We start from the raw sequence: 26,945 nt of genomic DNA, 5'->3' as shown, positions 1-26,945 counted from the left end.
GGACAAAAGAATCACTTTGTTGATGCCCGTTGCCGTCAACTCGTCTACAGCAGCCTGAATATCAGCAGCCAGTGCATCGTAGTCAGTGTCATTTTCAGGGAGTACGATCACCTCACCTGTGGAGGCGATAGCAGGTAACAATGGTGTGCTTGCACCAACGATGCCGATTTCTTCGCCACCAACAGTTGCGATCGCCGTTCCTGCTAATTCTCCTGCTGCCAGCGTGCTAATCTCTTGTCCGTTTTCCGTCACCCGGTCTGCCAAGTCAGGGTCTGTACTGAAATTTAAGTTCGCGCTCAGATAAGGAAACAACGCTCCACGGTATTCGCCAGAAGGTTGAATGATGTTGCTCACTTCCTTCGTGCCCAGATCGAAATCGTGGTTGCCAAAAGTGGAAGCTTGGACACCCAGTTGGTTATGGATTTCGATATTGGCGTGGCCAATACCCGCTTTACCCACAGGGGTTTCACTCATGGCCGGGTCGCCACTCGCAAATAGGAACGGACTGGGAATGTAGTTATCTCCAGAGGAAAGGAAAAGGGTATTGGGGTAGTCCTCTTTGAGAGCGTTGAGGACGGCTGAAAAACGAGGCGCGTCCTCCAGAGCTTCCAGGCCAGCTTCAAAGTCGGAAGCATGGAGAAGTTGTAGGGTAAAGGTTGTGGCCTCTGAGTCGGCAGCAGTGCTGGTGGGAGCGGGTTCGGATTTACTAAACCAGTCAAACCCTTTGAAGAAGTCCAATAGGTTCCATGCTGTCGCCGGGGGGACAGCGACACTCAAAAAGAAAGTAGTGGCGATCGCAATAACCACTACATTCTTCCACAGATGCTTCCAAATACGATTCAAAATCATTAAGAAAAACCTCTAAACAATAATATTGAACTCTGGACGAAATGTCCGTCGGTTCACTTTTTGTTGCCTTAGCATAGCGAGCCGTAGGTTTATCATAATATCACATCTGCTTGAATACTTACGAAAAGTTGGTATTTTTTTCAACTATAAAACACTAAAACCAATGCCAGTCAATACTTTTAGGATTAATCAGCAAGCCCTAATTATTAATTATTCATTATTAATTATTCATTATTTAGTTAGCCCAAATTTTTGACGAGGCGAAAACCAATGTGAGTGGTTCCAGTATCCGGTGACTGGGACTCCCGTGCAGTTGGACGGTATCGACTGCAATAGTTGGGCGCACAGAGGTGAGAACCTCTCTTAATCACGTGTAACGCACCCTCGACGGGTTTTTTGGGGTCAAAACTTTCGGCTTGGCTGGGGCCTTCTGGGTTAAGGCTATGAGCCATGTCTTTGCGTTCAACCCGATACCAGTCGGCTGTCCATTCCCAAACGTTACCTGTCATGTCATACAAACCGTAACCATTCGACTTGAACGAACCAACGGGAGCAGTTCCCAAGTAACCATCCGCTTTGGTATTGAGAAAGGGAAAAAATCCTTGCCTGGTGTTGGCTTTTTTGGCAGAATATTCTTTACCCCAGGTATAAGTAGATTCTTTTAAACCACCTCTTAGATCTCCTGCATCACCTAAACTAAAAGTTGATGCTGATAACAGTGAGAGGATTATGAGGTTTTGATTTTTCAGCACTTTTCTGTTGTCCAAAGTCCAGTATAATTTGTAACGACAAACAATCAAAGTATTATGTTTGAAATAGTGTAAAACTTACGATAGACCATTGTATGTGTGAAGAAAGAACTAAAGATTTAGACATAGATTTTGTCCTAGAGACCATAAATCTCAGACTGCCTCAGATTTCCTATTCTCCTCTAAGTACCATAGAAACACAAACTCTTAAGGGTATCTGGCGGGATTATACCTATGACCAAATAGCCCTAGAGAAAAACTATAGCTGCGGTTATATTACCAATATTGTTGCCCCTAGTTTATTTAAAAAACTTTCTTGTCTTATTGGTCAAAGGGTGGGCAAAAGAAACTGCATGAAATTAGTTAAAAATTTTTTTATGGTCTGGAAAGAAAAGCCTCTGTTTCCTTCGGGAGTTATATCTTTAGATTCTCAATATTATATCAGACGGTCTGATATTGAAAATAAAATATATGCAGAGATTCAGAAACCTGGAGCCTTGGTAAGAATAAAATCACCTCAAGAAATGGGCAAAACTTCTGTGCTACTCCGTCTTATTAAGCGTGCAAATGAGTCGGGCTATCACACCATTTATTTCAATCTGCAACAGTTAGACGAAGAAGTTTTCAGGGATGTTAGCACCTTCTTGCGCTTTTTTTGTATTAATATTACCCATGAGCTAGACTTAGAGATCAAGTTAGATGACTATTGGGATGAGGAGCTGGGATGTAAGGCTAGTTGCAATTTATACTTCCAAAATTATTTGCTAAAATCAATCAACGCACCCTTACTTCTAGCTCTGGATGAAGTGAATCAGGTTTTTGAGAATCTGAAAATAGCAAAAGAGTTTTTCTCTTTGTTACGTTTGTGGTATGAGAAAGCTAAAACAACTTTGGTGTGGCAGAAGTTGCGCTTAGTGGTGGTTCACTCAACTGAAAGTTATGTCCCTCTGCAACTTAAGCAGTCACCTTTCAATGTAGGATTGCCTATACAGCTAGGTAGTTTGAGTTGGGAAGAAGTTGTAGAATTAGCTAAATGTTACGAATTAAGCTGGATAGATGGGGAAGAAGCAAATCTTTTGATGAGGATGGTAGGAGGACATCCTGCTCTAGTGCATCTTGCTATTTATTATCTTAGTCAGGAGAAAATGACATTGAAAGAACTATTAAAAACGGCTCCTACCTCTACAGGAATTTATGCAAGTCACTTGAATCGTCATCAAGAGAAGTTGTACGAAAACTCAGAATTAGCAAGCGCTTTGAGTAAAGTGGTAGTGGCTACTGAACCTATATTATTAGAACCGATCCAGGCTTACAAGTTAAATAGTATGGGGTTAATTAAATTATCTAATAATAAGGCAGTTATTAGTTGTCAGTTGTATCGAGATTATTTCCAGCAAGCGTTAAAGGAAATGAGCGATCGCTAATTAATCTTGGTCGTAAGCTCTGTATTTTTCTGCTCAATTAAAGTAGACTACTAAATAAATTATAAATCAAAAAGAGAAGGCAATGGTTAAACATCAAGTTACGCAAGTTCCACGATCTATTATGGATGCGAATCGTAAAGAAATTTCAGATGAATTGACAATTTTAGAAGGAGAGCTACCTTCTGGTTTACATGGTCATATGTTTATAGTTGCACCAGTCGGTAATTTTGAGGTTGACGACAAAGGGAGACCTATATTAAAGGACATATATAAAAGGATTAGTCAACGTAATCTGATAGATGATAACGGAAATACATTTATGAATGGTGACGGAATGATTTATCGATTTGATTTTGACGAGGAGGGTAAAGTAAAATGGAAGCAAAAAATTGCCAATTCTCCCGATTACAAAGTTGACAAAAAAATTGAAGAAAGTCCAGATTTAAAATATCGTGAAATATTAAAATTTTATAATTTTGGATTGATCAGATTTTCTCCTGCACTTGGTCTTCGCAATCAATTAAATACAGCATTTGTTCCCTTTAAATTTGGTAAAGATAACCATGAACGCCTGTTAATAACTTATGATGCAGGTATCCCTTACGAAATTAATACAAAGACCCTCGATGTAAAAGCTCCGGTTGGAAGTTTGGATGAATGGATACCAGATCCCAACCAACCAAGACATCTTTTCCCAACAATTTTAAGCACTGCTCATCCGATCTTCGACCACCAGACAGAAGAGATGTTTACTGTTAATTACTCTAGGTCATTATTGAATTTATTGAGAATATTTCCTTGGTCTTTCAGTCTGCTCACTAATATAATAGTAGGAAATAGAACAAAATCCAGAACTGATAAAAAATATTTGGAATCTTTGATTGGTTGATCAATCTAATTCAATATCTTGAATTAATTTGGAGGGTACTTTGTCTAAATATTCAATCTTTTTAAGTCTAGATAATTTTGTCTATGTGATGAAATGGGATGCTACAGAGAATTTGCAAAAGTGGAAGATAGTTGATTTCAGGGGTAAACCAATCAAAATTCGCCAAAGTATGCATCAGATTGGGATAACTGAGAAATATCTAGTTCTAATAGATACATCTTTTGCTATTGGAATTGAGCAGATGATCAATAATTTCCCTTTTCCTCTATCTCTATTCACAAAGCCGTTACGAAAGCTGCTCCGCATTACACCATCACCGGAGAACATGATATATATAGTACCTCGCGAAAACTTAAACGGTTCAGCAGAAGTCGAGGCACATCAAGTAGAAATACATCGTGAAATATCTCACTTTTTAGTGGATTACTCTCATGAGAATAGTGATTCAAAAATTACACTTAATACTGCCCATATTTGTGCTTGGGATATTGCCCAATGGCTCCGTAAGGGAGATAAATTAGCCCAAGGCAATCAGAAGATACCTCCTGAATTGTTAGGGATACAGATAGGTGAAATGGATATTAGCTTAATGGGACGCCATGTCATAGATCTTAGTGAAGAAGCGTCTGTTCAATCTTCGATTAATGATAATTTGGATGAAGGTCTCACTTGGGGAGCAGGATTGTATACTTATAATAGTCCTAATTTTCCAGGTCACACTCCTCTAAATAAGTTGGATAAAATTTACTGGACTTCTCTAGGACTTTGGGAAGAGCTGACAACTAAGTTTATGTATGATCAATACCTAAACTATGAATATAGAACAGTAGAATTGAATCAAGTTATTGAACTAGCCGAAGCAGGTATACCTTCTTGCTTATATCGATTGGATGCTGAGTCAGTGACCTTTGAAGACTATTACAAGTTTCCCCCAGGTTACATAGGGTTTTCACCACAGTTTGTTCCACGCAAGGGTGGAACAGATAGCCCTACCGATGGTTACATTGTATGTGTTGCTTTTACTCCAGATAGGAGTGAAATCTGGATTTTTGATGCTGCTGCTCTCCAAGAAGGACCAGTATGTAAATTGTGGCATGAAGAGCTAAATTTTGGACTGACATTGCACACAGCGTGGTTGAAAAATATATCTGACAGTGGTTCTTCTAGTGATAGTGGAGATGTAACCCATGGTTTAGATACTTGGATAGATAATTGGCGTCTTTCTTCCTTTTCTCGTCAAGACAAAGAGACACTAAAGAGTGAAATTGATCAGGTATGTAACAACCCCTGATTAAATAGGGTTGACTGCGTGATAGTGTAAGCAATACCAGAAGAGGCTTTCAATCATTTTTGTCTCTTCTGGTTAGGCAGCAAAAAAAAATTAAAATTTACACTTTCCCCCTAAATTCCCTCACAATTAGAGCAATGATCACTTGTGTATTGTGGTAGTATTGCCACAATCATTTATCTAAAAACTATTATGGTTGTAGTTCCTGGATTTAAGCTCACAGAAACTCTATTTGTTAATCAAAAAACTATTTTATATAAAGGAATAGACGATACAAGCCAACAACCAGTATTGCTCAAAATACTTCCCCTTGCAGATGCAACCTTGGAAGATATTACCCAATCTAAACAAGAATATCAAATCTCTAAAACTATAGATTGTCCAAGCATCGTTAAACATTATCAATTAGAGAGACAGCAAAATCATTTAGCTTTAATTTTAGAAGACTTTGGCTGTCAACCTTTATCTCAGTTTCTTCAGATCAATCAACTCTCTAGTAAAGATTTCCTCAGAATTGCTATTTCCTTATCATCAACTCTAACTGAAATCCATAAGCGGTCGATTATTCATAATAATATCAAACCTGATAATATTTTTATTAATCCCCAAACCAAAGAAGTAAAACTTACTGGCTTTAGTCGTGCTATTCTTCTGCCCCCAGAGCAACAAACAATTAGTCATCTTGACTGGCAAGAAGGCTCTCTTACCTATATTTCTCCCGAACAAACGGGAAGAATGAATCGTTTACTAGACTATCGCACTGACTTTTATACTTTGGGGATTACTTTTTATAAAATGCTCACTGGCATCGTACCTTTTTACAGTGATGATCCAGTGGAAATGCTATATTGCCACATGGCAAGACAACCCACAAATCCTACAGAAAAAGCAAATATTCCTGAAGCTATTTCAAATATCATCATGAAACTCTTAGCTAAAAATGCTGAGGATAGATACCAAAGTGCTACAGGGTTAAAAATTGACTTAGAAAATTGTTTATGGCAACTAGAAACTGGAGGAAAAATTGAAGATTTTGTCCTGGGTAAGGGGGATGAGGGTAATCAACTTATTATCTCACAAAAACTTTATGGACGAGAACAAGAAGTACAAGTTTTATTAGATAGTTTTTATCGAGTAATTCAAGGAACAACGGCAATAACCTTGGTTTCAGGTTACTCAGGTATTGGCAAAACATCGATTGTTAATGAAGTTTCTCAATCTCTGGTTAAATACAGAGGATATTTTATTAGAGGCAAATTTGACCAGCTTAAACAAAATATTCCTTATAGTGCTTTTATTAGAGCTTTTCAAGAGTTAATTCGTCAGTTATTAATCGAAAGTGAAGCCAAGATTGCTACTTGGAAAGAAAAATTACTGCTGGCTTTAGGGGCTAATGGTCAAATCATTATTGATGTTATACCTGAAGTAGAATTAATTATCGGACCACAACCAGAAGTATTAGCAGTAGGTTTATTGGAAGCGGAAAATAGATTTAATCGTGTATTTCAACAATTTATTCATGTTTTTTGTCAACCAGAACATCCTTTGGTTATCTTTTTAGACGATTTACAGTGGGCAGATGCAGCTTCTCTGAAACTGATGCAGTTAATCAGTACTGATGATAGTAGTAAATATCTATTGATTATTGGAGCCTATCGAAATAATGAAGTAACTGCCAGTCATCGATTATTTCAAACTATAGATAAGGTGAGAGAAACTGGCACGGTTATTAATAATATTGTAGTTGAACCTTTGTCTAAAGTTCAGGTTACGGAATTAATTGGCGACAGCTTAAGCCGAAATATAGATGCCGAGCAATTAAAGATTCTGTCGGAGTTGATTTTTGAAAAAACCAGAGGCAATCCTTTCTTCTTAACTCAGTTACTCAAAACTCTATATACTGAAAAAATACTGGTTTATCAGACTGCTAGTTGTCATTGGAATTTAGATTTAAATCATCATAAATTTACGAAAATTTTAGGTAATAATATTATTGATTTAATTGCCAAAAAAATTCAAGATTTACCATTTATTTCACAAAGACTCCTAAAATTTGCTGCTTGTCTTGGTAATAGTTTTAACCTCAAGCTTCTAGCTGTAATTAATGAAAACTCAGAAATATATGCAGCAAAAAAACTGTTACCTGCACTTATGGCGGGGTTAATTTTACCTCTGTCTGATACCTATAAAATCCCGCTAGTTTTCTCAGAGTCAGAATCACTAAATTTTCAACAGCAAAATGTTGAGGTTAATTATAAGTTTTTGCATGACCGAGTACAGCAAGCTGCTTATTCTTTGATACCTGAATCAGAAATTGCTATAACTCATTATCAAATCGGTCAACTGTTGCTCAAAAATAATCTCCAAGAAGAGCAAGAAGAGCAGATTTTTTTAGTAGTGAATCAATTGAATTTTGGCACTAATTTTTTGCAGACGGAAACTGAAAAATATGAGTTAGCTAAATTAAATCTCATTGCTGGCAAGAAAGCTAAGGCAGCTACAGCTTATGAAGCTGCTGTCAACTATTTTAATGTAGGTCTGCAACTTTTAAATGCGGCCAGTTGGGAAGAGCAATATCAGTTAGCCTTCGATTTGCATTTTGAAGCTTCAGAAACCGAATACCTTAATGCTAATTTAGAACCCGCTTTTCAACTGTGCAATTTAGCTCTAAAAACAGTCAAATATCTACTAGAAAAAGCCCGGCTATATCAGCTAAAAACACAGCTCCTGCTAGCTCAAAATAAAATCAGTTCAGCCCTAGAAACAGGATTAACTGCCTTAAAAGAATTAGGAGTAACCTTATCTGAATTACCACCTCAAGAATTGAAGATTGAGGAGTTAGCACAGCTCCCTAGAATAACCGATAATAATCAACTTGCAGCAATGGAAATTTTAATACTGATATTTCCGCCTGCTTGTTTTGAAGAAAGTACATTAGCTTTACCTATTTTATATACTATGGTGGATATTTCTCGGCAATATGGAAATTCACCACCATCTATTTTTGCTTATGTTACTTATGGTTCTATAACAAGTTGGTTCGTACCTGATATAGATACCGCGTATGAATTAAATAATTTAGCTGAACTGCTCTTAGCTCAGTTGAATGCTAAAGAGCTTCAATCTAAATTTCTTGTAGCAATGTCGATTAATATTAAACACCGTAAGAAGCATTGTAGGGAAACAATTGAACCTCTTTTTCAAGCTATTCAAAGTGGATTAGAAGTCGGTGATATAGAACATGCTTGTCATGCTGCTAATTTTTACTGTGCTCATTTATTTTTTAATGGCAACAACTTAGACGATGTACAAAAAAAATCAAAAAAATATCTTAAATTTATCAAACAATTTCAACAAAAGCATCAATTTAGTATGTGCAGTATAGATAGCCAGTTAGTAGCAAATTTAAGAGGAGAGTCGGCAAATAAGCTATTGTTGATTGGGAATTATCTAGATGAGAACCAAATGCAATCTTATTTAGAAAGTACTAATGATTTAATATCCCTGTTTAGTTTGTATTTTGCTAAATGTCTGCTTTGCTATTTATTTAAAGATTATCAAGATGCTATCAAATATGCGGTGATTGGGTTTAAATATGCTGGTTTTGTCCAAGCAGGAATTATCTTCAGCCAGCATAATTTTTACTATTCTTTAGCTATTTTAGCCTCATATCCCCATGCTTATTTTCCCGGTAATCTAGAGATAGAAAAGGACTCCCCAGAGAGTCTTAACCAAGTAGTAGCAAATCAAGAGAAAATGAAATATTGGGCAGATCATTGTCCAATGAATTATCAACATAAGTATGAGCTGGTTGAAGCAGAAAAAGCTCGGGTGTTGGGAGAAACTCTGCTGGCGATGGAGTATTACGACTGCGCCATTCGCGGTGCCAAAGACCAGGGGTATATTCAAGATGAAGCTCTTGCTTACGAAAGAGCAGCAGAATTCTATCTGTCTTTAGGTAGGGAAGAAATCGCTACAACCTACATGAGCAAAGCATATCATGGTTATCTTGCTTGGGGAGCGTTAGCTAAAGTCAAAGATTTGGAATCAAGATATCCACAACTCCTTGCTCCAGTATCGGCAAGATTTCCACCGCAACCATTAGTATCCGGTACTCAGCCTGTTTTTAAATCTGCCAAGGCTACAGAAGTTATCGATTTAACCACAGTTATTCAAGCTTCCCAAAGCCTAGCTAATGAAATCACTCTTGATAAACTACTCGAGAAATTGATGCAAATCTTAATGAAGAATGCTGGTGCTCAAATCAGTTACTTGATTTTAGAGCAGGAGAATCGGCTTTTTATTGAAGCGATGACATCTCTGGAAAATGACCAGTTAGTTTTGCATAAACCAGCAGTAATCCAAGATGAGTTACAGTTACCTTTATCTATACTTAATTATGTCAAAAGAACCCAAGAAACTATTTTGTTAAACTCGGAAGATGTTCCCGAATCTATTTTTGCTCAAGACTTGTATCTGATTAAAAATCAACCTCAATCGCTTTTATGTAACCCAGTCCTGTATCAAGGAGATTTTATGGGTTGGCTTTACTTAGAAAACAATTTAACCTCTGGAGCTTTTACACCGGAGCGATTAGAACTGTTAAAAATACTGTCTTCTCAAGTGGCTATCTCTATCAAAAATGCCAAGCTTTATGAAGATATGGCTAATATTAATTTATCCTTAAAACAGCAAATTGTCAAACGGCAACAAGCAGAAGAAGTATTGCGTGAAAGTGAAACCAGACTAGCTCAGTTTCTGGAAGCAGTACCCATAGGTATCTTTGTCACAGACGCTAAGGGTAAACCTTACTACGCTAATCAAACTGCTCAACAAATACTAGGTAAAGGCATTATCACCCAAAGCGATTCAACTGAGCTCACCAAAGCTTATCAAGTTTACCTCTCAGGAACGGAGCAATTGTATCCCACCGAGCAACAACCAATTGTGCAAGCTTTAAAAGGTAAAAGTACAACTATTGATAATCTGACAATTCACCAAGGAGATAAATTTATTCCCCTAGAAGTTGCTGCTACTCCGGTTTTCAATGACAAAGGTGAAATAGTTTATGCCATAGCTGCTTTTCAAGACATCACTCAACGCCAACAAGCAGAAAGTGAACGCCTCCAGTTAGAAATCCTCAGAGTCGAAAATGCTCTGTTGCGCAGTGCAGAAGACACTTCCACTTATGACTATCAAGTAGGGGGTAGTTTACCCAGTAATGCTCCCACTTATGTAGTGCGTTCCGCAGACAGAGAACTTTATCAAGCTTTGAAAAAAGGAGAATTTTGTTATATTCTCAACCCGCGTCAGATGGGAAAATCCAGTCTGATGGTGAGCATGGTGCATCAACTACAACGAGAAAATCTGGTTTGTGCAACCATTGATATAACCTCCATTAGTAGTGATAACGTCACACCAGAGCAATGGTACAAAGGATTGATGATCGAATTATTGCAGGGCTTTGATTTGTTAGACAAGGTTAATTTCAAAGCTTGGTGGAATGAACGCAAAGATATTTCTCCCTTACAATGCTTAAGTCAGTTTATTGAAGATATTCTTTTAACTGAAGTCAAGCTTGATAATGAGCTGCCTGCAAAAAAAATAGTAGTCTTCTTAGATGAGATTGATAATATCCTCGCCTTGGATTTTTCAGTGAATGAGTTTTTTGCCCTAATTCGTGCTTGCTATAATAAACGTAGTCTTAATCCCCGATATCAAGGTTTAGTTTTTGTGTTATTGGGAGTAGCTACCCCTTCAGATTTAATCTCTGACTCCAAAAGAACACCATTTAATCTTGGTCAAGCTATTCATTTAAAAGGTTTTCAACTACAAGAAGCTCAACCTCTACTGCAAGGGTTGACAGAAAAGGTGAGTAATCCGCAAATCGTCTTGCAAGAAGTCTTGTCTTGGACAAATGGGCAACCGTTTCTCACTCAAAAGATTTGTAGAATGATCCGGGACTGCTCATCTCCTATTCCCACTGATGAGGAAGCTCAATGGGTGGAGAATTTAGTCCAAGCTCAGGTGATAGAAAATTGGGAAGTACAAGATGAACCCGAACATTTAAGAACTATACGCGATCGGATTCTTGATAGTACCCAGCCTAGTTGTAAGTTGCTAGATTTATACAGACAAATTTTAACTCAAGGTCAGGTGACGGCAGGTGGTACTTTAGAGGAGAAGGAATTGTTGTTGTCGGGTTTGGTGGTGAAGGAAGAGGGAGATATCAAGGTTTATAATCGGATTTATGAGTTGATATTTGATATTGTTTGGGTCGAGTCGCAGGAATAAGGCAGAAGGCAGTTCAGCTATGCTGTTGCCGTAGACTAGAGAGCCGGTCAAGTATTCTCTAGAAACCGGGTTTATCGTGACGACGGCAACGAAATATCAGCAGAGAAGCTTACAGCTTTACTGACCAGATCAGTTCTTTTGGATATCTACGCTCCACATCTTGGAAGTAAACACACCTAAATTTTCATTAACGACCTGATGCGAAGTGCCGTCGGTTACGATCTCTACTTCCATTGATCCACCGCCACTAAAGTTGGCACCGATGATTGAAAGTTTGCCAGATCCTCCAACACCTTGCAGCGCAGGGACGAGATCTACCGTGGCATTTGGAGGTGCTGCGCCTAGTCCGTTAGTAGAGTAGCCGAAGAGTGTCCCGTTAGCTTCCCCGGAGTCGGCATTGAGGTAGACATTCATCAAATTGTCGGCTTTCTTAACACTCAGGATGCATTTGTTTTGGTATTTGATCATCATCGTAATTCTCCTTTTAGATTGCTTATGGGTTGTTTAGACATCCCTTGTTATTGGACTTTGGACAAAATTTGATGTTCTGTCCTCTGTAGCTCTATTTATAAGACGATCTCACAGCGCAATTTTTGACAAACAAAAGGTAACTGTTTAGAGGGTAACGAGAGAATAAGGCTTTCACTCATTTCAAATTGGTGAGTATAGGCAAAGACAGATAAGAGGTATTCACGGATTGACTGACAGCGAACACCTCGAATCGAAGAAAACTGAGTACCAATTATATAGGTTTTATAGGGTTGACTAATAATTATACTTATGCAGATATAGCAGTTGACCTGTTAAGTTAAGGCGTTCTCACTCCTCTCAAATTGAGTCACATAATTTTGCTTCCCACAGTTCCTTCCTTTGCTTCTGACACAAGAGCTCCGAGATAATAGCCAGTGGAACCTCATAGGAAAACAAGCCAAATTATATAGGGTTTTATAGGTCAAATAAAAGCTATCCTTAGATTGTTGATTGAGTTTGTAGTAATGAAAAAAATCTGTAGCTTATTACTTGTCTTGTTTTTCTGTTTCTTGGGAATAACTGTTTTTCCCCACAACGTATTTGCTGATGAGCTTGAGACAGGAGCAGTGTTTTACGAAGATGTCAATTTTGGTGGTTCATCAACGTACTATGAGGATATGGATCCTTATGCGTCGTATATAATAGACTCCACAAAATTCAAATCCGCCGAAGTAGGCAAAAAGTCTCAAGTATGGATATGGTACACTACTCCACCACTGCCAATAGAATATAAATATCCCGATCTCACCTGGGACTTTAACCAACCAGATTTTGTTGACCAGCTAGAGGGGTATAAGTCTTATTTCATGCACGTTGAGCCTATGGAGGCAAAACAGTTACTGAGTGTTCGCCTTCTTAATGAGCAAGCAGATGAAAGTACAGATTGTCTCTCAATTAAAGTTCGTGATGTTGACGACCCAAACGGAGAGCCAATTGTAGCCTGTGTTGGTGAAGGATATCAGATAGTAGGAAGTCTACTACAACAAGATATTGATGAGGGGAAGAAACTTGAAGCTGATATATATCACCCATACCCCCCAACCGGAGCATTCGCCCACATAGTTGGTTATTTCACACCTAGTAATAGTCCAGATGGCGATGTAATAGTAGATTTCGAGATAACACAGACTATCGGCGAAAGCGATATCTGCTGGGAGAAAGGAGAGGAGTTGGATCCTGAATATGGTCATACTTTTGACTTTAAAGTAGTTGATCCTTCTCAAATTGGGTACCTTGGAGAGTGTAAGGGACTTCCTATCTCTTGGACAGGATACCAAGATAAAGGAATCTCAACTAACCCAACAAGCAAAATTAAAGATTTAGAAAAGCGAGTTGAAAAACTCGAGTCTGAGATTTCTAAGCTAAATGTTTTTAATCTAAGTCGCTAGTTAATTGCTCACAGAAAATTGCGTCGTATAATCCCCTCATGGAAAGCTTCCATAAGGGGATTGTACTTGATAAACCTGGGTCTTCCGTACTTAGTGTGCTAAACTATCAATTTGATTCTTGAAAAATCAATAATAATAATGGTTGTAAAAAGAGAAATGACCAAACTCCTAACAAAGAAGATAAACCTTAGCCAAACTCATTAACTCTCAGCCCAAAAAGAAGACTCGGCTATGAAAGTCATAGTCTAAACTCCAGTAAATAATGAACTCCACATAACCCACAGCTTGGGTTATTAGTTTTATAGGGTTGACAAATAATTAGACTTATGGAGGCATGGCAGTTACCCTGTTAATTTAAGCCGTTCCCACCCCTCTCAAATTGAGTCACAGCAATAGTTTTGCCTCCCACAGTGCCTTCCGAACTTCTGGCGCAAGAGGTCATCAGCAATAACCAGTAGAACCTCATAGGAAAACCAGCCAAATTATATAGGGTTTTATAGGTCAAAGAAGTAGTTATCCTTACGTCATTAGTCGATAGTAAGCAATATCCAGGGAACAAATAATGGACTGTGCTTTAACAGAACAAGGCAACTCCGAGCTCACATCTATGTTTTGGCAACAATGGACTGAATATCAGGACCAGCTTTATCGGTGTTGTCTCAAATTTATGAACTCTAACCCAACGGATGCCGAAGATGCTTTGTCTCAGGCAATGCTCAAGGCTTGGGAAAAGATACAGAAATATGCTGGAAAAATCGATAACTTGAAGGCTTGGCTATTCAAACTGACTAGCAACCTCTGTATTGATATCATCAGACAACGTTCTCGAGGGGCTGTGGGTGTAGAAAGTATAGAATGGGTGGGGGATACTGAAGATATTGGTATCGGCTCAACGATTGCGACGCCAGAGAGTTGTCTGGAGAGAGAGGAAAAGTCCACTGAGATACGACAGGCGATCGCTAACTTACCAAAAACCTTGAGGGAAACTTTTATTCTACATTTTTACCAAGAACTGACCCATACAGAAATTGCCCAACGCCAAGGGATAACCTACGAAAATGTGTCCAGGCGAATATCTCGGGCGAGGAAACAGCTCAAAGAGAAGTTGAGTAGCTATTTTCGAGGGACGGGGGAGAAAGTAAAATCATGTCAGGTTGAAGACTGCCAGTTAGGACTGATGCGGGGACGCGGGGACGCGGGGACGCAGGGAAGTTTTTCAAATGGGCAATTATGCCGACATGATATAAGTGTAACAGCAAGGGATCCTCAGATGTCATCTACCTCATGGGAAAATGAGGAAAAGCAACAGACAATAGAGTCGCAAGAAAATATTGGGTTGGAGACAGTCACTGTCTCCCCATCATTTGATACGCAGTTGCTTTCAAAGAATGATGTTGAGACAGACCTGGAGACGCAAAGACACGGGGACGGGTCCAAAATGAATGCGCTACCTCTGAATGCAACTGGGTATGAAGAGGTGAAAAAACCTGAGTGTGTGGATAGTTCAGTGGAGTCTTGGGATAATGTCTATAAACAAGAATTAACCCTGGTAGAGAATACCTCGTTTTATGATACAGAAAACAAACCGGCTGGTCGTTTTATATTAGCAACCAATATCCTTGATTCTCAACAATTAAGAGCAGAGGAAGAGTACTTTGCCTATCAGGAACAACCGACTGCGGAACGCCGATTCGCTTCTCTTATTGACTACCTATTTTTTGCGGATTGTGTTTTTATAAAAACGGCAAAAAGAAAAGAAGAAAGGAGAGGCCAGGAGGCGGGTATGAGTATTATGTTGATTCTACCCCAACAGTATACAAGCACCTCTCTTGTGGAAGCGGGGGAATCAAACCCTTGCTCCTTTAATTCGCTGGTTGGCTTTCCCGTTGAAACAATGTCTCAGGCAATGCTCAAGGCAAGGGATAGCGTGAGAAACTTCGCGGGGCCAATCGATAACTTGAAGGCTTTGCTATTCAAGCTACTGAGTACAGGCGGGCGCAAATTAGCCTACCATTATTAACAGGGAACACTAGCGTTAACGCAGTTGTTTCTCTGTTCAAGACTCGATGGTGATTAAGTACATTTTGCCTAGGTAAGACCCAGTTGTAGTACAACTCTATGAGGTGGAACGCTGTAAACTCAAACAGCTAGTTAACCGCCACACCACCCCACAGCAAATATTTCTGTGAGCGGAAATTTTTCCAGCTTGCAAGTGAGGGGAAGAATCATCGTCAAATTGTCAGGTGAATTATACATTAGCCATTGTATGGCACGCACAAGGCGAGAGCGTTGGTGAGAAACTTCTGAGCGGGAGGAAGGGACGGAGAAACGGTTGCCGGAAGTGGTGCGCAGTGATGCGCCATTGACTTTTAGTGCATAGCTAGTCATCCTACTGTTTGGGAGCGCTTGTGAGAAACCGGCTGAGAGAGAGCGTCCCATTAGCAATTGGACAGCTGGTGAGCTACCACGGGATTAGGTATGACGGAGTTTTGTCTATAGGATATAGCCACTACAGGTTAGTTCTTTGTATTTAGAAGTGCAATTTTTACCTCACAAGATTCGCTACTGGTTAACCCCCGTTTGAGGAACAGTTTCAGGAGAAAGTCAATAATCCGAATCCTTAGTTCGTTTCGTAGCTCAGTAAGAGGGTAACGAGCGTTTATGAGGAATGTATGGTTATTGAGAAAGAGGCATCATCTGTGCTGGTATAAACAGTACGCTATTCTATTAGCTCATCCCTTTTCCCAATTGTGTTTCACTACGTGCGCAAACATATTCTTGGCTCTATCAGATTGAAATTTGGTTCAGCATTCTAGTCATGGGGACTTCCCAAAGCGTGCATGCTTTACCAGGTTATCGTTCCATATGACTAAGCCGGGTAATGAGCGAAAAATACTATTATAGTCGGCGAGAAGAAGCAAATTTGTCATAAATTCCCCGAACAGCCGTCTGATATATGTAGTATTCAAAGTTCGCAAAATGTCAATCAATATCATCACGTCTACCGGCGCAATGACAAGTTCTGTTAAGGATTTCGACGACCACATTCGTGTAAAACTCGAATACCCATCGCAAATCTTTCTGGACCGTAAAGGAAAGAAGATGGTGGCGAAGTTAACTTACACAATATATAATATTGGCAGGGTTAGCTTATCTGATGTCACAGCGGGAATATTTGTTGATGATCACAATGATTACTCAGACGACTCGGTGCGGTACGTTCATCCGGCGATATCCAGGATATCTACTGGCCAATTTGATGATCGGGTGCTTATTTCGCATGGGACGATTGCTCCGAATAGAAATGTGCGGAAAACGTTCTACATGGAAATCCAGTACCTACGTGACGTTGATGCCGCCTATGAGCCACCCAACCGTTATGATGTTGACCTAGCGGTGATACCTACCTACAAGATCAGTTATCAAGAGGCATATGAACAAGAAAAAGCGCTGAAAATCCCAGTGATCAACCTGCAGAGTTAGGCTTATGGGTCGGTGGCGGTGTGCGAGCGCGAATATCATATCGCGTTGCGGCGGAGGCCTGTTGCTGCATCCGTCATACCAAAAAAGGTATAGGTCCCGTGTCCAAAGCTAGCGTTCTTTGGCAGAGAGGCCAATCGTCCTACCGGGGTCTGTGTGTTACAACTTAGATGACCACCAACGCTGATCTGATTTATCAATTTGATCGCTGTTTAGGGAAGCAAAGACCCCAGCTCTAACCCAACTCCACCAATGGCGAAGGAAAGACTCAATGCGGCAAACATCCGCACCCTGCTCATAAAGCTGAGTCACCTTCGCCTATTTTACATTTTTACCAAGAGCTAACCCATACAGAAATTGCCCAACGCCAAGGGATAACCTACGAAAATGTGTCCAGGCGAATATCTCGGGCGAGGAAACAGCTCAAAGAGAAGTTGAGCAGCTATTTTCTAGAGACCCAAGAGAAAGTGAGTGTTACGGCGAGGGCGAGTCGGAAGTCGTCTACCTTAAAGGAAAATGGGAAAAATCAGCAGAGAATCGAGTCGGAAGATCAGATTACGGCGACTGTCTCCCCATCTCCCCATCTCCCCATCCCCCCATCACAACCTGAGGTAGTAGAAGCCGAACAAGCTGAGTCTGTGGATAGTTCTGTGGCAAGGGATAATGTCGGTCAGAAAATTCATGAAATGGCGACGGTATCGGTTGAAAAAGAGGGCGATCGGGTAGTAGAGGCAGAAAAACAAGAGTGTGTTGATAGCTCAGTCGAGTCAAGAGAGCTAGTTGGTCAGATGATTTTGGAAACCGCTACAGAATTAACAGAAATAGGGTGTGTCGAGGTAGTTGAGGTAGAAAAAGATGGGTGTGTCGAAAGTTCGGTGGAGTCATATCAAATCAGGATAATTACTATATCCAAGTCATTGCGACTTACACTCCGTGGAAGGAAGTAATCTCAGGAGTTTAGGAAATTCCTTCCTATCGTGGCCATGACAAATGTTCAACTGGATTCTATATCAAAGGATAATAGATATTTCGAGAAAATCAGTAATTTTATTAAACCTTTTCTGGGAACTGGAAGCAAAATTTCTCAGAAAAATCTTTTTTTGTACCGCTCATTATCTGAAAAAATCTCTTCCTTTTTGTCTGTTGTTTGTTGCCTATCAACTGCTAGCAAAAGTTGCCAGAAAAAATCTGTTCCTTGTTGCTTATCAAGGGAGCAGATGCGATGGTTGAGACCGTATGTTATGTGGCGGAGTTTGACAGGGGATAATACTAAATCTGGGTGAAGCTCTCGGTTAATGGGAGAGATGCAACTTTTCCTTGATGTTTGGGTTCATTGAAGGATGTTCAGTAAATGTGGGATAGGGCGTTGATGGATACAGGGGCTTATAGAACCCCTAACCGTATCTTTTCCGTCCAAGGTTATACTAAGTAGCGATATAGCTGCCGCACTTGCTCCGCCAACGCCAATTATATAAACAAGAGTTAAGTAAGGGTTCCGATTCTAATCACACCCACATCTTTTTTGAACTGGAATTCCGTTAATATAATACTCTGTAGTATATGTTTCTTGCTTCCGATGTGTTTTATACCAATTGGCCAATCGGTCGCAGAGTTGTGATTCGACAAAATTAGGAACTTTAATTGCTAGAACTTGACTGTTAATTAGTGCCATTAACGACTCTGTGGTGAGAAAATCACAGCATTCTAACTGTTGAAAAGACATATTGAAAGTTTGCTCCTATTGAAAAATACTCTAACTTCTGCTTAACTCAAATTCAAACTCTAGACCAGATTGTACCATTCTTGATTGATATAGAGCATCAATGATCGTATTCTCTTCTGAGGATAAATGGTTTTTCCAATCTCCAACTATTCCCTTTCGCATATGTTTGGGAATACCTTCTCGCTGGGGAACCCAATCAAGATTAGCCTTCGGATTGATGGCCATTGCCGAAAATTTACTTGCAGCAACCACAGCATCCAGTAAATCCGAAGTTAAGGGGATATCTATAAAGCTAGCAACATCGGTAACTACTTGAGCTAAATCCTTTTTCATATCTTCGTACTTGACAAACATCACATTATCTGAATTTTGGCTAGCTTTCCACCACTCCCAAACATGATCGAATATCAAGCCATAGGCAACTTTGCCTTCAACATATAGCTGAAAAAATTCCTTCCAACTACCCTCGTATCCCATTTTGCTGCAAGCATGATAATAATAGGAGACAGCATTGTCCTTGGGATTGCGAGCAACATAAATATATTTGGCCTTGGTTTCTCCAAACATTGGCATCAGAGACAAGGGTAAATGACTATGAAAATAACGGCGATCGCCACTATTTACGATCAAATTATCCAAACCTCCATAACGAGTTGCAGCACCTTCTAGCCAAGGAACTGCTTCACTTAATACTTTATCGCCTTGCTCTCCATTGCTAGCAAGCAAGTGAACAATTTGCTCCATCCATGTCGTACCAGATTTAGGATAGGCTACTACAAATGTATCCCGATCGCCGACTCTAAAATCCTTAAGCGCATCCATTTCCTTCTGGGTAATGAACGCAGGAAAGACAATTAGACCTTCTGGGTTTTTTACCATCCTTAACCAGTGCTTGCTTATATTGTGCCATGTATTAAATCCTACTACTTGTTACCAAATCCCAACAACTTTGGGTAGTTGATATAACTAATCTTATCCCAAACGGGTTGAGTTGGTTAACGCTGAGACGTTTTGATAATTTGATAATTTTATTTATTGGCGGGCTTTGTTATATCATGTCCGGTTGAACAGTTATAAATAAACGACTAAGGAGTCAGGAGACAACCCACCCCTCGCCCCTCCCCTCCCAACCCACCCCTAGCCCCTCCCAGGAGGGGAGGGGAAGACAGGAGACAGGAGGGTAGAAAGAAGGAGAAAGAAGGAGAAAGTTTTTTTGATCGCGCTCTTATCCGGATATGATATTACACAAAAGAGGATTAGACGGTATAAATAGCATCAAGAATAGTACAAATTAGTAGATACTCGTGAAGTCCAATCAGGAAAACCTCTGTAAGCTAGAGTTGTAAAAGTGTAAGCATTCAGCCGTTAGCCATCAGCTATCAGCATTTTTCGGTAATGATTAAATGATAATTTTCAACAGTTTAAATAGTGCTTATAGGTCTGATGCTGTAGAGGATAAAAATTTATCTAACACCGTAAGTATTCAGCTATTAGCAGTCAGCTAGCCTCCTCCGGAGGAACTACGTTAACAGCAATTAGTAATTATTCATTACTTCTCAGGTTTAGGAAGGAGACTTTAACAGTAACTTTTATTCTGTCTCAAGTTCTCAATTCTTTTTACCTTCTCCCAAATTAATAGCTGATAGCTAATAGCTGACGGCTGAATGCTTACGTAAAAGTCACGAACAAAATCATTTCTTTTAACATTTCTTAAATCTTAAAACAAAGGAACTAGAATCCCAATCGTGAATTTGATAATTCTGTACAGCCTCACATCAAATTGCTATTATTTTAACTCTCATTAATTAGAGATAATAAAAATGTGTTCTCTGATAAATTTCTCCCTATTCCCTATTCCCTATTCCCTAGTTCCCTAAAATTTTCATTGTCGATGTTTAAAGAGACATGATATTATAATAAGTTGGCTAGTTGTTGACTAAAATGGGCTACCGTGCATGAACCGAAAAGCATTAGTAGTAGGCATCAATCATTATCCTTTGCTGAAAGATAGCTCTGCTCAACCCCGAAATTTGATTAAACCAGCGGCAGATGCAGAGGCGATCGCTCAACTATTAGAGACCTATGGGAATTTTCAAGTGCAGCGCTTTCCAGGGGCTAATATAGAGGGTTCTTGGCAAGTAGATCCTCATCCTAAGATTAAAAATTGTGAAATAAATGCTTTGAAAGAGGCTATTTCTAAATTATTTAATCCTCTAGATAATATTCCTGAAACTGCTTTATTGTTTTTTGTGGGAAATAGTTTATTAGATGAACAAGGGGGGGTACAAGAAGGATTTTTAGCAACCAGTGATACGAACCCTCAAAAAGGAAAATGGGGAATTTCACTACATTGGTTAAGTCAACTATTACAAAAATCTCCTGTCAAACAACAAATAGTATGGTTAGACTGTTACCATCAGGGAAAAAAAATTGATTTCTTACAAACAAGTCTTAGTAATATAGAGTCAACTTATAATGATAGGTGTTATATTTTTGTTTCTCAAGAAATAGAAGTTTATACAACACAAATAAATTCAGAATATAGCTTTCTCACAAGTTGTTTATTAGAAGCATTAGAACCAGAAAATTATCCAAATTTTTGTGTAACAAATTATAATTTAATAGACTATATAAATCGAAAAATAAGTCTTTCTAATCTACATCCAGTATTTAATAATTCTGGGAATGAAATTATTTTGACAGGGGAAAAAGAAGTAACAGAAAATCCAGATTTGACGGCCGGAGTTTGCCCTTATAAAGGATTAGCTGGATTTGAGTTTAACGATAAAGATTCTAAATATTTTTATGGTCGGAAAACTTTAACAAATGTACTTTTAGAAAAGGTTCGTTCTCGGAATTTTTTAGCGGTAGTCGGAGCTAGTGGAATTGGTAAGTCAAGTCTAGTAAAAGCAGGGTTATTATATCAACTTAAGCTGGGGCAAAGATTGTCGGGAAGTAACACTTGGCCAATTTTAATTATTAGACCAGGGGAACATCCTTTAAAAAATTTAGCAGCAGCATTTGTAGATTATCAACTACAGACATTGTTAACGCCGACAACAGAAGAAATAACAACTCCAGAGGAAGAATCATTACAACTTTACGCTACTAAAGATCGAGAATTATCATCAACTTCTCAGCAGGATGGACAACAAAAGCGACTGCCAAAATCATCTATTCCCGCTCCACCTCCACCACTAAAACAAGAAACAAAACGACCTCGTAGGCGATCGCCAGAAAAAAGAAAGTCCGGTCTCGTAGCACCACTGAAAACAGAAAATTCTGACAATGAAAACCTAGAGCAAGGGGTAAAAAAGACCGATCCTGAACGTATAATTCATTTGCCCATAGAAATCGAAGAATTAATGGAACAGGGTGCTAGTGGGTTTAGACAAGTGCTGCAAAATATTCAAGTACCGAGAATAGTGATGGTAGTAGACCAATTTGAGGAAGTTTTTACCCTGTGTTTAGACAAAATTGAAAGAAAGCAATTTTTTGAATGTTTGATGGGAGCAATAGACAGAAATTACCAAGATAGTAATACTTTTCTGTTAATTATAACTATGGGGGCTGAATTTTTGGGTAAATGCTTTGAGCAGGAATATTCTGGATTAGCTAGACAAATTCAATCTCATTTAGTGACAGTAACACCGATGACTCGACTGGAGTTGCAACAAGCGATCGCCGAACCAGTCAAACAAGTAGGTATAGAAATTCAGCCAGAATTAGTGGAACAAATGATTGTAGATACAGAAAGTAACGCTAATTTACCATTATTACAATATACTCTAACGGAACTATGGCGACAGCGTCGAACAGACCAATTTACTCTGAATCAATATATTAATTTAGGTGGTGTAAAAGGTTGTCTAGAAAAACAAGCTTATGCAATTTATCACTCCCTCAATGCTAGAGAACGTCAAGTTGCCAAGCAGATATTTCTCAAACTGGTACAAATAAATGAAGATACAGTAGTAAGCTGCAAACAAGTATTAAAAACCGATCTAATTACCCCTCAACAGTCATTAGCAGTTGTGAGTAAGGTACTGAAAAAATTGGCAAAAGCAAGATTAATTATTACTACTAAATTCACAAACTATCAAAACAATAATCAAACAGTAACAGTAGTAGAATTAGCCCATAATACTATTATTAATCATTGGTCTCAGTTAAATTTTTGGATAGAGTCAAACCGGGAGGCAATTAAACAAAAACCTGGTATGGAAGCTGATGCTCAAAGGTGGCTGAAAAAAAATAGATCGGGTAAATATTTACTAACTGGGCGCAAGTTAAGTTTAGCTGAAAACTTATTAGAAAGTGATGCTGATAGTGCTTTTGTGTCTGTATTAGCAAAAGAATTTCTGGAAAAAAGTATCAACCAAAAACGTTTTCAAAACCATTTTCGCACCAGGAGTATAATAGGATTAATTTTAATTTTAGGTTGGTTAAGTGGATTTTCTTTTGTTAATTGGCAAGTTGCAGAAAAGGAGAAATTAAACTCCCAACTTAATGCTTTGAGCTTATTGGCAAAAAATCAGTTTACTGCTAACCAAAGGTTTGATGCTTTACTTACTGCTATCAAAGCTGGCACGAGATTAGGCAATAATTCAGAAGTAGCAGCAGATGTAAGAATGCGAGTTTTAATTGCTTTGGGCAAAACTGTTTATGGTGTGAGTACGCGCAGAACACTAGCAGAACATACACAACCTGTCAATAGCATTAGCTTGAGCAAGGATAGAAAAATAATTGCTTCTGCTAGCGATGATGGTACGATAAAACTCTGGAGTAACTCTGGGGAAGAATTAGCTACCTTAACAGGACATCAGGGCGCGGTTTACAGTGTTGACTTTAGTCCTAATAGTAGAATGTTAGCTTCTGCTGGTGATGATGGTACTGTGAAACTCTGGAGTCAAAATGGTACAGTATTAGTAACAATGAAAGGACATAAAGGAGCAGTTAATAGTGTGAGTTTTAGTCCTGATGGAAAGACGATCGCTTCTGGTGGTGTAGATGGAACGATTAAATTATGGAATCTTCAAGGGAAACTATTGAAGTCTATTCAAGCACATCAGGATAAAATTTACAGTGTCAGTTATGGTAAAGTATTAGCTTCTGCTAGTGAAGACAAAACGGTGAAGTTATGGAACTCTCAAGGCAAACAATTGGCTATTCTCGAAGGTTTTCAAGACAGAGTTTTGAGTGTGAGTGTGAGTCAGGATGGTAAAACTATTGCCACTGCAAGTTGGGATAGTACTGTGAGAGTATGGAGTATAGATGGTAAAAAACTAGGTACTCTCAGAGGTCATAAGAGTCCAGTTGTCAGTGTTAATTTTAGTGCTGATAGCAAAACTATTGTTTCTGGAAGTTCTGATGGCACGATTAAACTCTGGACTCATTATGGTCGAGAAATAGCTACTCTCAAGGGTCATGGTACCTGGGTTAGTAGTCTCAGTTTGAGTAACGATCGATTAACTCTTGTTTCTGCTAGTGCTGACAATACCATTAAACTTTGGAATCTTCAAGAACAAAAACTGCCTACCCTCAAAGGTCATACCAGTTATATTACAGCTATTAGTTTTAGTCCTGATGGAAAAGCGATCGCTACTGGTGGTTACGACCGAAATGTGAAAATTTGGAGTCGAGATGGGGAGGAGTTAGCCAGTTTAAAAGGACATAAACGGGGTATTTATAGCTTGAGCTTTAGTCCGGATAGTCAAACTGTGGCTTCTGCAAGTGCCGATGGAATGGGAATAGTTTGGAATTTGGCTGGTTTGGGTAATGCGACTCTTTTAGGACATAAGGACCGGGTTTATAGTATTAGCTATAGTCCGGATGGTAAAATGTTGGCAACTGCTAGCTTGGATGGAACGATTAAATTATGGAATATTCGCGGTCAACAATTATTGACTATTCCAGGGGGTATTTCTGAACTCAGAAGTGTGACTTTTAGACCGGATGGGAGGGCGATCGCTGCTGTTGGTGTTGGGGGTAAGAGTCAGGTTGTGCTGAAAATATGGAGCATAGAGGGTGAGGAACTAGGAAAGGTTGAAAGGTTGTGTAATGTTGCGAAGAAGGTGACTTTTAGTGCAAATGGAAAAATTCTTGCTGTAGCTTGTTCTGATAATACAGTTAAATTATTAACTCCTGAAGGTCAAGCGATCGCTACTCTCAGAGGTCATCAGGGTCAAGTGAATAGTCTGAGTTTTACTCCTGATGGCAAAATTATTGCTAGTGGTAGTGATGACGGGACGGTGAAAATTTGGACTATTGATGGTGAAGAGTTGGTGAGTCTAGCAGGTATTCGAGAAGGGGTAATGGATGTTAGCTTTAGTCCAGATGGTAAAATTCTCGGTGCAGTTGGTAGAGACCGGGTAGCAATATTATGGAACTTTGATTTAGATAATTTATTGGCACGGGGTTGTGATATTGTTCACGACTATTTGCAGAATAGTCCCGATGTTAAAGAGAGCGATCGGCTTCTTTGTGAAGGGAGATAGTTATACCATTTCATGGAAGTCAAAATTCAAAAGTCAAAAGTCAAAAGTAAGATTTTACAGGCTCAAATACCGTTTCACGGAAGTCGTAGGGGCGAATGGCATTCGCCCTAAAAGTAAAATTTTACACGCTCAAACGTACAGGAGGAAAGAGAATTTAGAAAGATTTGCTAATAGCTGAAGATGGCAAATTTGTTTATATCGAATTAAGTGAATTTGATATAATTAGTGAACAGGATTTTTTTCCTTATTTCTTCTTTAAAGGAGAGGGTTTAAACTTTAATTATTCGGTAATAAATCAAGATTGTATAATATGGAATCAAAAAAAATACTAATTGCTACTAAAACATACCCTTCAATTAGTCAAAAATATCAATAAACTGTCTGCACAGCAGGAATATTGCTGAGTGAAGACGAAAAGCCTCTTGAGTGGATTAGAATTTATCCTATTCGCTTTTGACAATTGGATTTTGATCAGCGCTATCCTAGATGGTCTATTATTAGGGCTTTAATTGAAAAAAATGATAAAGATTATAGAGCAGAAAGTTTTCGTATAGATGATTCTTCTATAGAGGTTTTAAGAAAGATCAAAACAAGTAATAACTGGGAGGAACGAAAAAAACTTTTACTGCCATTACAATTTAAGTCAATTAAAGAAATAAAAATCAAGATAAATCATTAGGAATAATCAAGCCGAAGATAATTAAAAAATATTTTTGTCAGGAAACTGAACGTAATTGGAAACCAAAACAGCAAGCTGTATTAGATCAGTTAGATTTGTTTGAACCAACAGTAGAACTTGAGAAAATACCTTATAAGTTTGGATATGAGTTTATTGATGAAGATGGAGATAAACATTGCTATAGTATTAGTGATTGGGAAATTCAAGAGCTTTATCGAAAATGTCGAGATAAATCTTTGAGTTCGACTCAAATAGGAAAGGAAAAAGAAGCTGTAGAAAAAGTAAGACAAAAGCTAGAGGTTGAATTTATGAACAAGAAAGACTTATACTTTATAGTAGGTAATTTAAAAAACTACAAAAATTATTTTATGATTATAGGCGTAGTTTATCCTACGATTATTACTCAATTAAGCTTGTTCTAAATAGAGAAAAAACAATGAATATTTCAGAGACATTTTCAAATAAATATATACTGACATTTGGCTACGGAAATCGTAAAGATTACAGTCAATTTTTAGAATATCTACAAAATTTTGATGTTAAGTGTGTGATTGATGTGAGGAAAAGTCCTCGTGCTTGGAGTCGTAGATGGTATGGAGACAAAATAGAAAATCTTTGCCAATCCAAAAATATTCAATATATATCTAAAGTTTCTTTAGGAAATACATCAGGTAAAGCAAATTGGGTTTCACCTACCCCTGAAAAAGTAGATGCAGATTTGTGTGAAATTGCAGAAATTGTTGCTCAAGGAAATATTCTATTACTATGTGCTGAACTAGACCCAGCTAGATGTCATCGAGTTGAAGTTGCTAATTGTTTGAATAAATTAATTTCAGCTCAAGTAAAGCATTTGAAATAATTAGATGTTATCTAAGCATTCAGCCGTCAGCCATCAGCTAGCCTCATCTGGAGGAACTGCGTTAACAGCTATTGCTTTTAGTTTTGGATAAAAGATTTATTAATTGTCTTACTACAAAAGTTAGCTCCCTTGCCCTTAAAGTCTATATTAATTTAAACACTTTCCTATATGAGAGAGTCTTGTTACTGATAGCTGACAGCTAATAGCTGTTTGCGCAGCATTCCGCAGGAAATGCTTACTATATTATATCATTTCCGGTTAAATAGTTATAAATAATAGAGAAGTTACTAGGGAA

The 26,945-nt window shown here is 38.5% G+C and carries 16 protein-coding genes and 2 pseudogenes; 13 read left to right on the top strand and 5 right to left on the bottom strand.

The window, feature by feature from the left end; translation table 11 throughout:
• Together SAGCYANO_RS40835 and SAGCYANO_RS40830 are read right to left on the bottom strand one after the other, a co-directional pair.
• Window positions 1–849, bottom strand: a pseudogene (locus SAGCYANO_RS40835) (bifunctional metallophosphatase/5'-nucleotidase); the annotation flags it as partial.
• A gap of 239 nt (window positions 850–1,088) precedes the next feature.
• Complete coding sequence (locus SAGCYANO_RS40830; protein WP_202225226.1) at window positions 1,089–1,649, bottom strand: SUMF1/EgtB/PvdO family nonheme iron enzyme; 561 nt, start codon at window positions 1,647–1,649, stop codon at window positions 1,089–1,091.
• Window positions 1,650–1,693: 44 nt separating this feature from the next.
• Here SAGCYANO_RS40830 and SAGCYANO_RS40825 point away from each other — a divergent pair, with 44 nt between their 5' ends.
• From SAGCYANO_RS40825 to SAGCYANO_RS40810, 4 genes are all read left to right on the top strand, one after another.
• A complete protein-coding gene (locus SAGCYANO_RS40825) occupies window positions 1,694–3,022 on the top strand; it encodes an AAA-like domain-containing protein (RefSeq protein WP_202225225.1) in 1,329 nt (442 codons plus the stop codon).
• An 82-nt stretch (window positions 3,023–3,104) separates the two neighbouring features.
• Window positions 3,105–3,911 (top strand): carotenoid oxygenase family protein, encoded by an 807-nt coding sequence (locus SAGCYANO_RS40820; protein ID WP_202225224.1) that lies wholly within the window; start codon window positions 3,105–3,107, stop codon window positions 3,909–3,911.
• 40 nt (window positions 3,912–3,951) lie between these two features.
• On the top strand, window positions 3,952–5,202 hold the full coding sequence (locus SAGCYANO_RS40815) for a carotenoid oxygenase family protein (RefSeq protein ID WP_202225223.1): 1,251 nt from the start codon (window positions 3,952–3,954) through the stop codon (window positions 5,200–5,202).
• Between the two features lie 189 nt (window positions 5,203–5,391).
• Complete coding sequence (locus SAGCYANO_RS40810; RefSeq protein ID WP_202225222.1) at window positions 5,392–11,493, top strand: AAA family ATPase; 6,102 nt, start codon at window positions 5,392–5,394, stop codon at window positions 11,491–11,493.
• A gap of 129 nt (window positions 11,494–11,622) precedes the next feature.
• Here SAGCYANO_RS40810 and SAGCYANO_RS40805 read toward each other — a convergent pair whose 3' ends face one another.
• A complete protein-coding gene (locus tag SAGCYANO_RS40805; protein ID WP_202225221.1) occupies window positions 11,623–11,964 on the bottom strand; it encodes a hypothetical protein in 342 nt (113 codons plus the stop codon).
• A gap of 524 nt (window positions 11,965–12,488) precedes the next feature.
• On the opposite strand from SAGCYANO_RS40805, the gene SAGCYANO_RS40800 reads away from it, so the two are divergent.
• The 5 genes and pseudogenes from SAGCYANO_RS40800 (at window position 12,489) to SAGCYANO_RS40785 (ending at window position 17,839) form a co-directional block, all read left to right on the top strand.
• Window positions 12,489–13,412, top strand: a complete 924-nt coding sequence (locus tag SAGCYANO_RS40800; protein WP_237397173.1) for a beta/gamma crystallin domain-containing protein — start codon at window positions 12,489–12,491, stop codon at window positions 13,410–13,412.
• A gap of 607 nt (window positions 13,413–14,019) precedes the next feature.
• On the top strand, window positions 14,020–15,432 hold the full coding sequence (locus SAGCYANO_RS40795) for a sigma-70 family RNA polymerase sigma factor (RefSeq protein ID WP_237397172.1): 1,413 nt from the start codon (window positions 14,020–14,022) through the stop codon (window positions 15,430–15,432).
• A gap of 959 nt (window positions 15,433–16,391) precedes the next feature.
• Window positions 16,392–16,895 carry a hypothetical protein gene (locus tag SAGCYANO_RS40790; protein WP_202225218.1) on the top strand — a complete coding sequence of 168 codons (504 nt, stop codon included), beginning with the start codon at window positions 16,392–16,394 and terminating at the stop codon, window positions 16,893–16,895.
• A 317-nt stretch (window positions 16,896–17,212) separates the two neighbouring features.
• A pseudogene (locus tag SAGCYANO_RS51160) lies at window positions 17,213–17,311 on the top strand (sigma factor-like helix-turn-helix DNA-binding protein); the annotation flags it as partial.
• Window positions 17,312–17,359: 48 nt separating this feature from the next.
• Window positions 17,360–17,839 carry a hypothetical protein gene (locus SAGCYANO_RS40785; protein ID WP_237397171.1) on the top strand — a complete coding sequence of 160 codons (480 nt, stop codon included), beginning with the start codon at window positions 17,360–17,362 and terminating at the stop codon, window positions 17,837–17,839.
• A 554-nt stretch (window positions 17,840–18,393) separates the two neighbouring features.
• Here SAGCYANO_RS40785 and SAGCYANO_RS40780 read toward each other — a convergent pair.
• The gene (locus SAGCYANO_RS40780; protein ID WP_202225217.1) at window positions 18,394–18,615 is read right to left on the bottom strand and encodes a hypothetical protein; all 222 of its coding nucleotides are present in this window, start codon (window positions 18,613–18,615) and stop codon (window positions 18,394–18,396) included.
• Window positions 18,616–18,645: 30 nt separating this feature from the next.
• Window positions 18,646–19,437, bottom strand: coding sequence for a sulfotransferase domain-containing protein (locus SAGCYANO_RS40775; protein ID WP_237397170.1), 792 nt, complete (start codon window positions 19,435–19,437; stop codon window positions 18,646–18,648).
• Between the two features lie 1,133 nt (window positions 19,438–20,570).
• Here SAGCYANO_RS40775 and SAGCYANO_RS40770 point away from each other — a divergent pair.
• The 4 genes from SAGCYANO_RS40770 to SAGCYANO_RS40755 all read left to right on the top strand — a co-directional run bounded on the left by SAGCYANO_RS40770 (window position 20,571) and on the right by SAGCYANO_RS40755 (window position 26,650).
• Window positions 20,571–25,112, top strand: coding sequence for a caspase family protein (locus SAGCYANO_RS40770; RefSeq protein WP_202225215.1), 4,542 nt, complete (start codon window positions 20,571–20,573; stop codon window positions 25,110–25,112).
• A gap of 460 nt (window positions 25,113–25,572) precedes the next feature.
• Window positions 25,573–25,791 (top strand): hypothetical protein, encoded by a 219-nt coding sequence (locus SAGCYANO_RS40765; protein ID WP_202225214.1) that lies wholly within the window; start codon window positions 25,573–25,575, stop codon window positions 25,789–25,791.
• Window positions 25,792–25,886: 95 nt separating this feature from the next.
• Window positions 25,887–26,213, top strand: coding sequence for a hypothetical protein (locus SAGCYANO_RS40760; protein WP_202225213.1), 327 nt, complete (start codon window positions 25,887–25,889; stop codon window positions 26,211–26,213).
• A 14-nt stretch (window positions 26,214–26,227) separates the two neighbouring features.
• Complete coding sequence (locus tag SAGCYANO_RS40755; protein WP_202225212.1) at window positions 26,228–26,650, top strand: DUF488 domain-containing protein; 423 nt, start codon at window positions 26,228–26,230, stop codon at window positions 26,648–26,650.
• The last annotated feature ends 295 nt before the right edge of the window (window positions 26,651–26,945 follow it).

The sequence above is a fragment of the Okeania sp. KiyG1 genome (genome assembly GCF_014132355.1).
In the GTDB taxonomy this organism is placed as follows: Bacteria; Cyanobacteriota; Cyanobacteriia; order Cyanobacteriales; family Microcoleaceae; genus Okeania.
Note: the sequence above shows the minus strand (reverse complement) of the source record. Positions and strands in the feature narration are given on the sequence as shown.

Bases quoted from the DNA above. Each gene is read 5' to 3' on its own strand.
- SAGCYANO_RS40775 (WP_237397170.1), bottom strand. From the start codon at position 19,437: ATGGATGCGCTTAAGGATTTTAGAGTCGGCGATCGGGATACATTTGTA.
- SAGCYANO_RS40780 (WP_202225217.1), bottom strand. From the start codon at position 18,615: ATGTCTTTTCAACAGTTAGAATGCTGTGATTTTCTCACCACAGAGTCG.
- SAGCYANO_RS40770 (WP_202225215.1), top strand. From the start codon at position 20,571: ATGAACCGAAAAGCATTAGTAGTAGGCATCAATCATTATCCTTTGCTG.
- SAGCYANO_RS40755 (WP_202225212.1), top strand. From the start codon at position 26,228: ATGAATATTTCAGAGACATTTTCAAATAAATATATACTGACATTTGGC.
- SAGCYANO_RS40795 (WP_237397172.1), top strand. From the start codon at position 14,020: ATGTTTTGGCAACAATGGACTGAATATCAGGACCAGCTTTATCGGTGT.
- SAGCYANO_RS40820 (WP_202225224.1), top strand. From the start codon at position 3,105: ATGGTTAAACATCAAGTTACGCAAGTTCCACGATCTATTATGGATGCG.
- SAGCYANO_RS40800 (WP_237397173.1), top strand. From the start codon at position 12,489: ATGAAAAAAATCTGTAGCTTATTACTTGTCTTGTTTTTCTGTTTCTTG.
- SAGCYANO_RS40790 (WP_202225218.1), top strand. From the start codon at position 16,392: ATGTCAATCAATATCATCACGTCTACCGGCGCAATGACAAGTTCTGTT.
- SAGCYANO_RS40810 (WP_202225222.1), top strand. From the start codon at position 5,392: ATGGTTGTAGTTCCTGGATTTAAGCTCACAGAAACTCTATTTGTTAAT.
- SAGCYANO_RS40825 (WP_202225225.1), top strand. From the start codon at position 1,694: ATGTGTGAAGAAAGAACTAAAGATTTAGACATAGATTTTGTCCTAGAG.
- SAGCYANO_RS40805 (WP_202225221.1), bottom strand. From the start codon at position 11,964: ATGATGATCAAATACCAAAACAAATGCATCCTGAGTGTTAAGAAAGCC.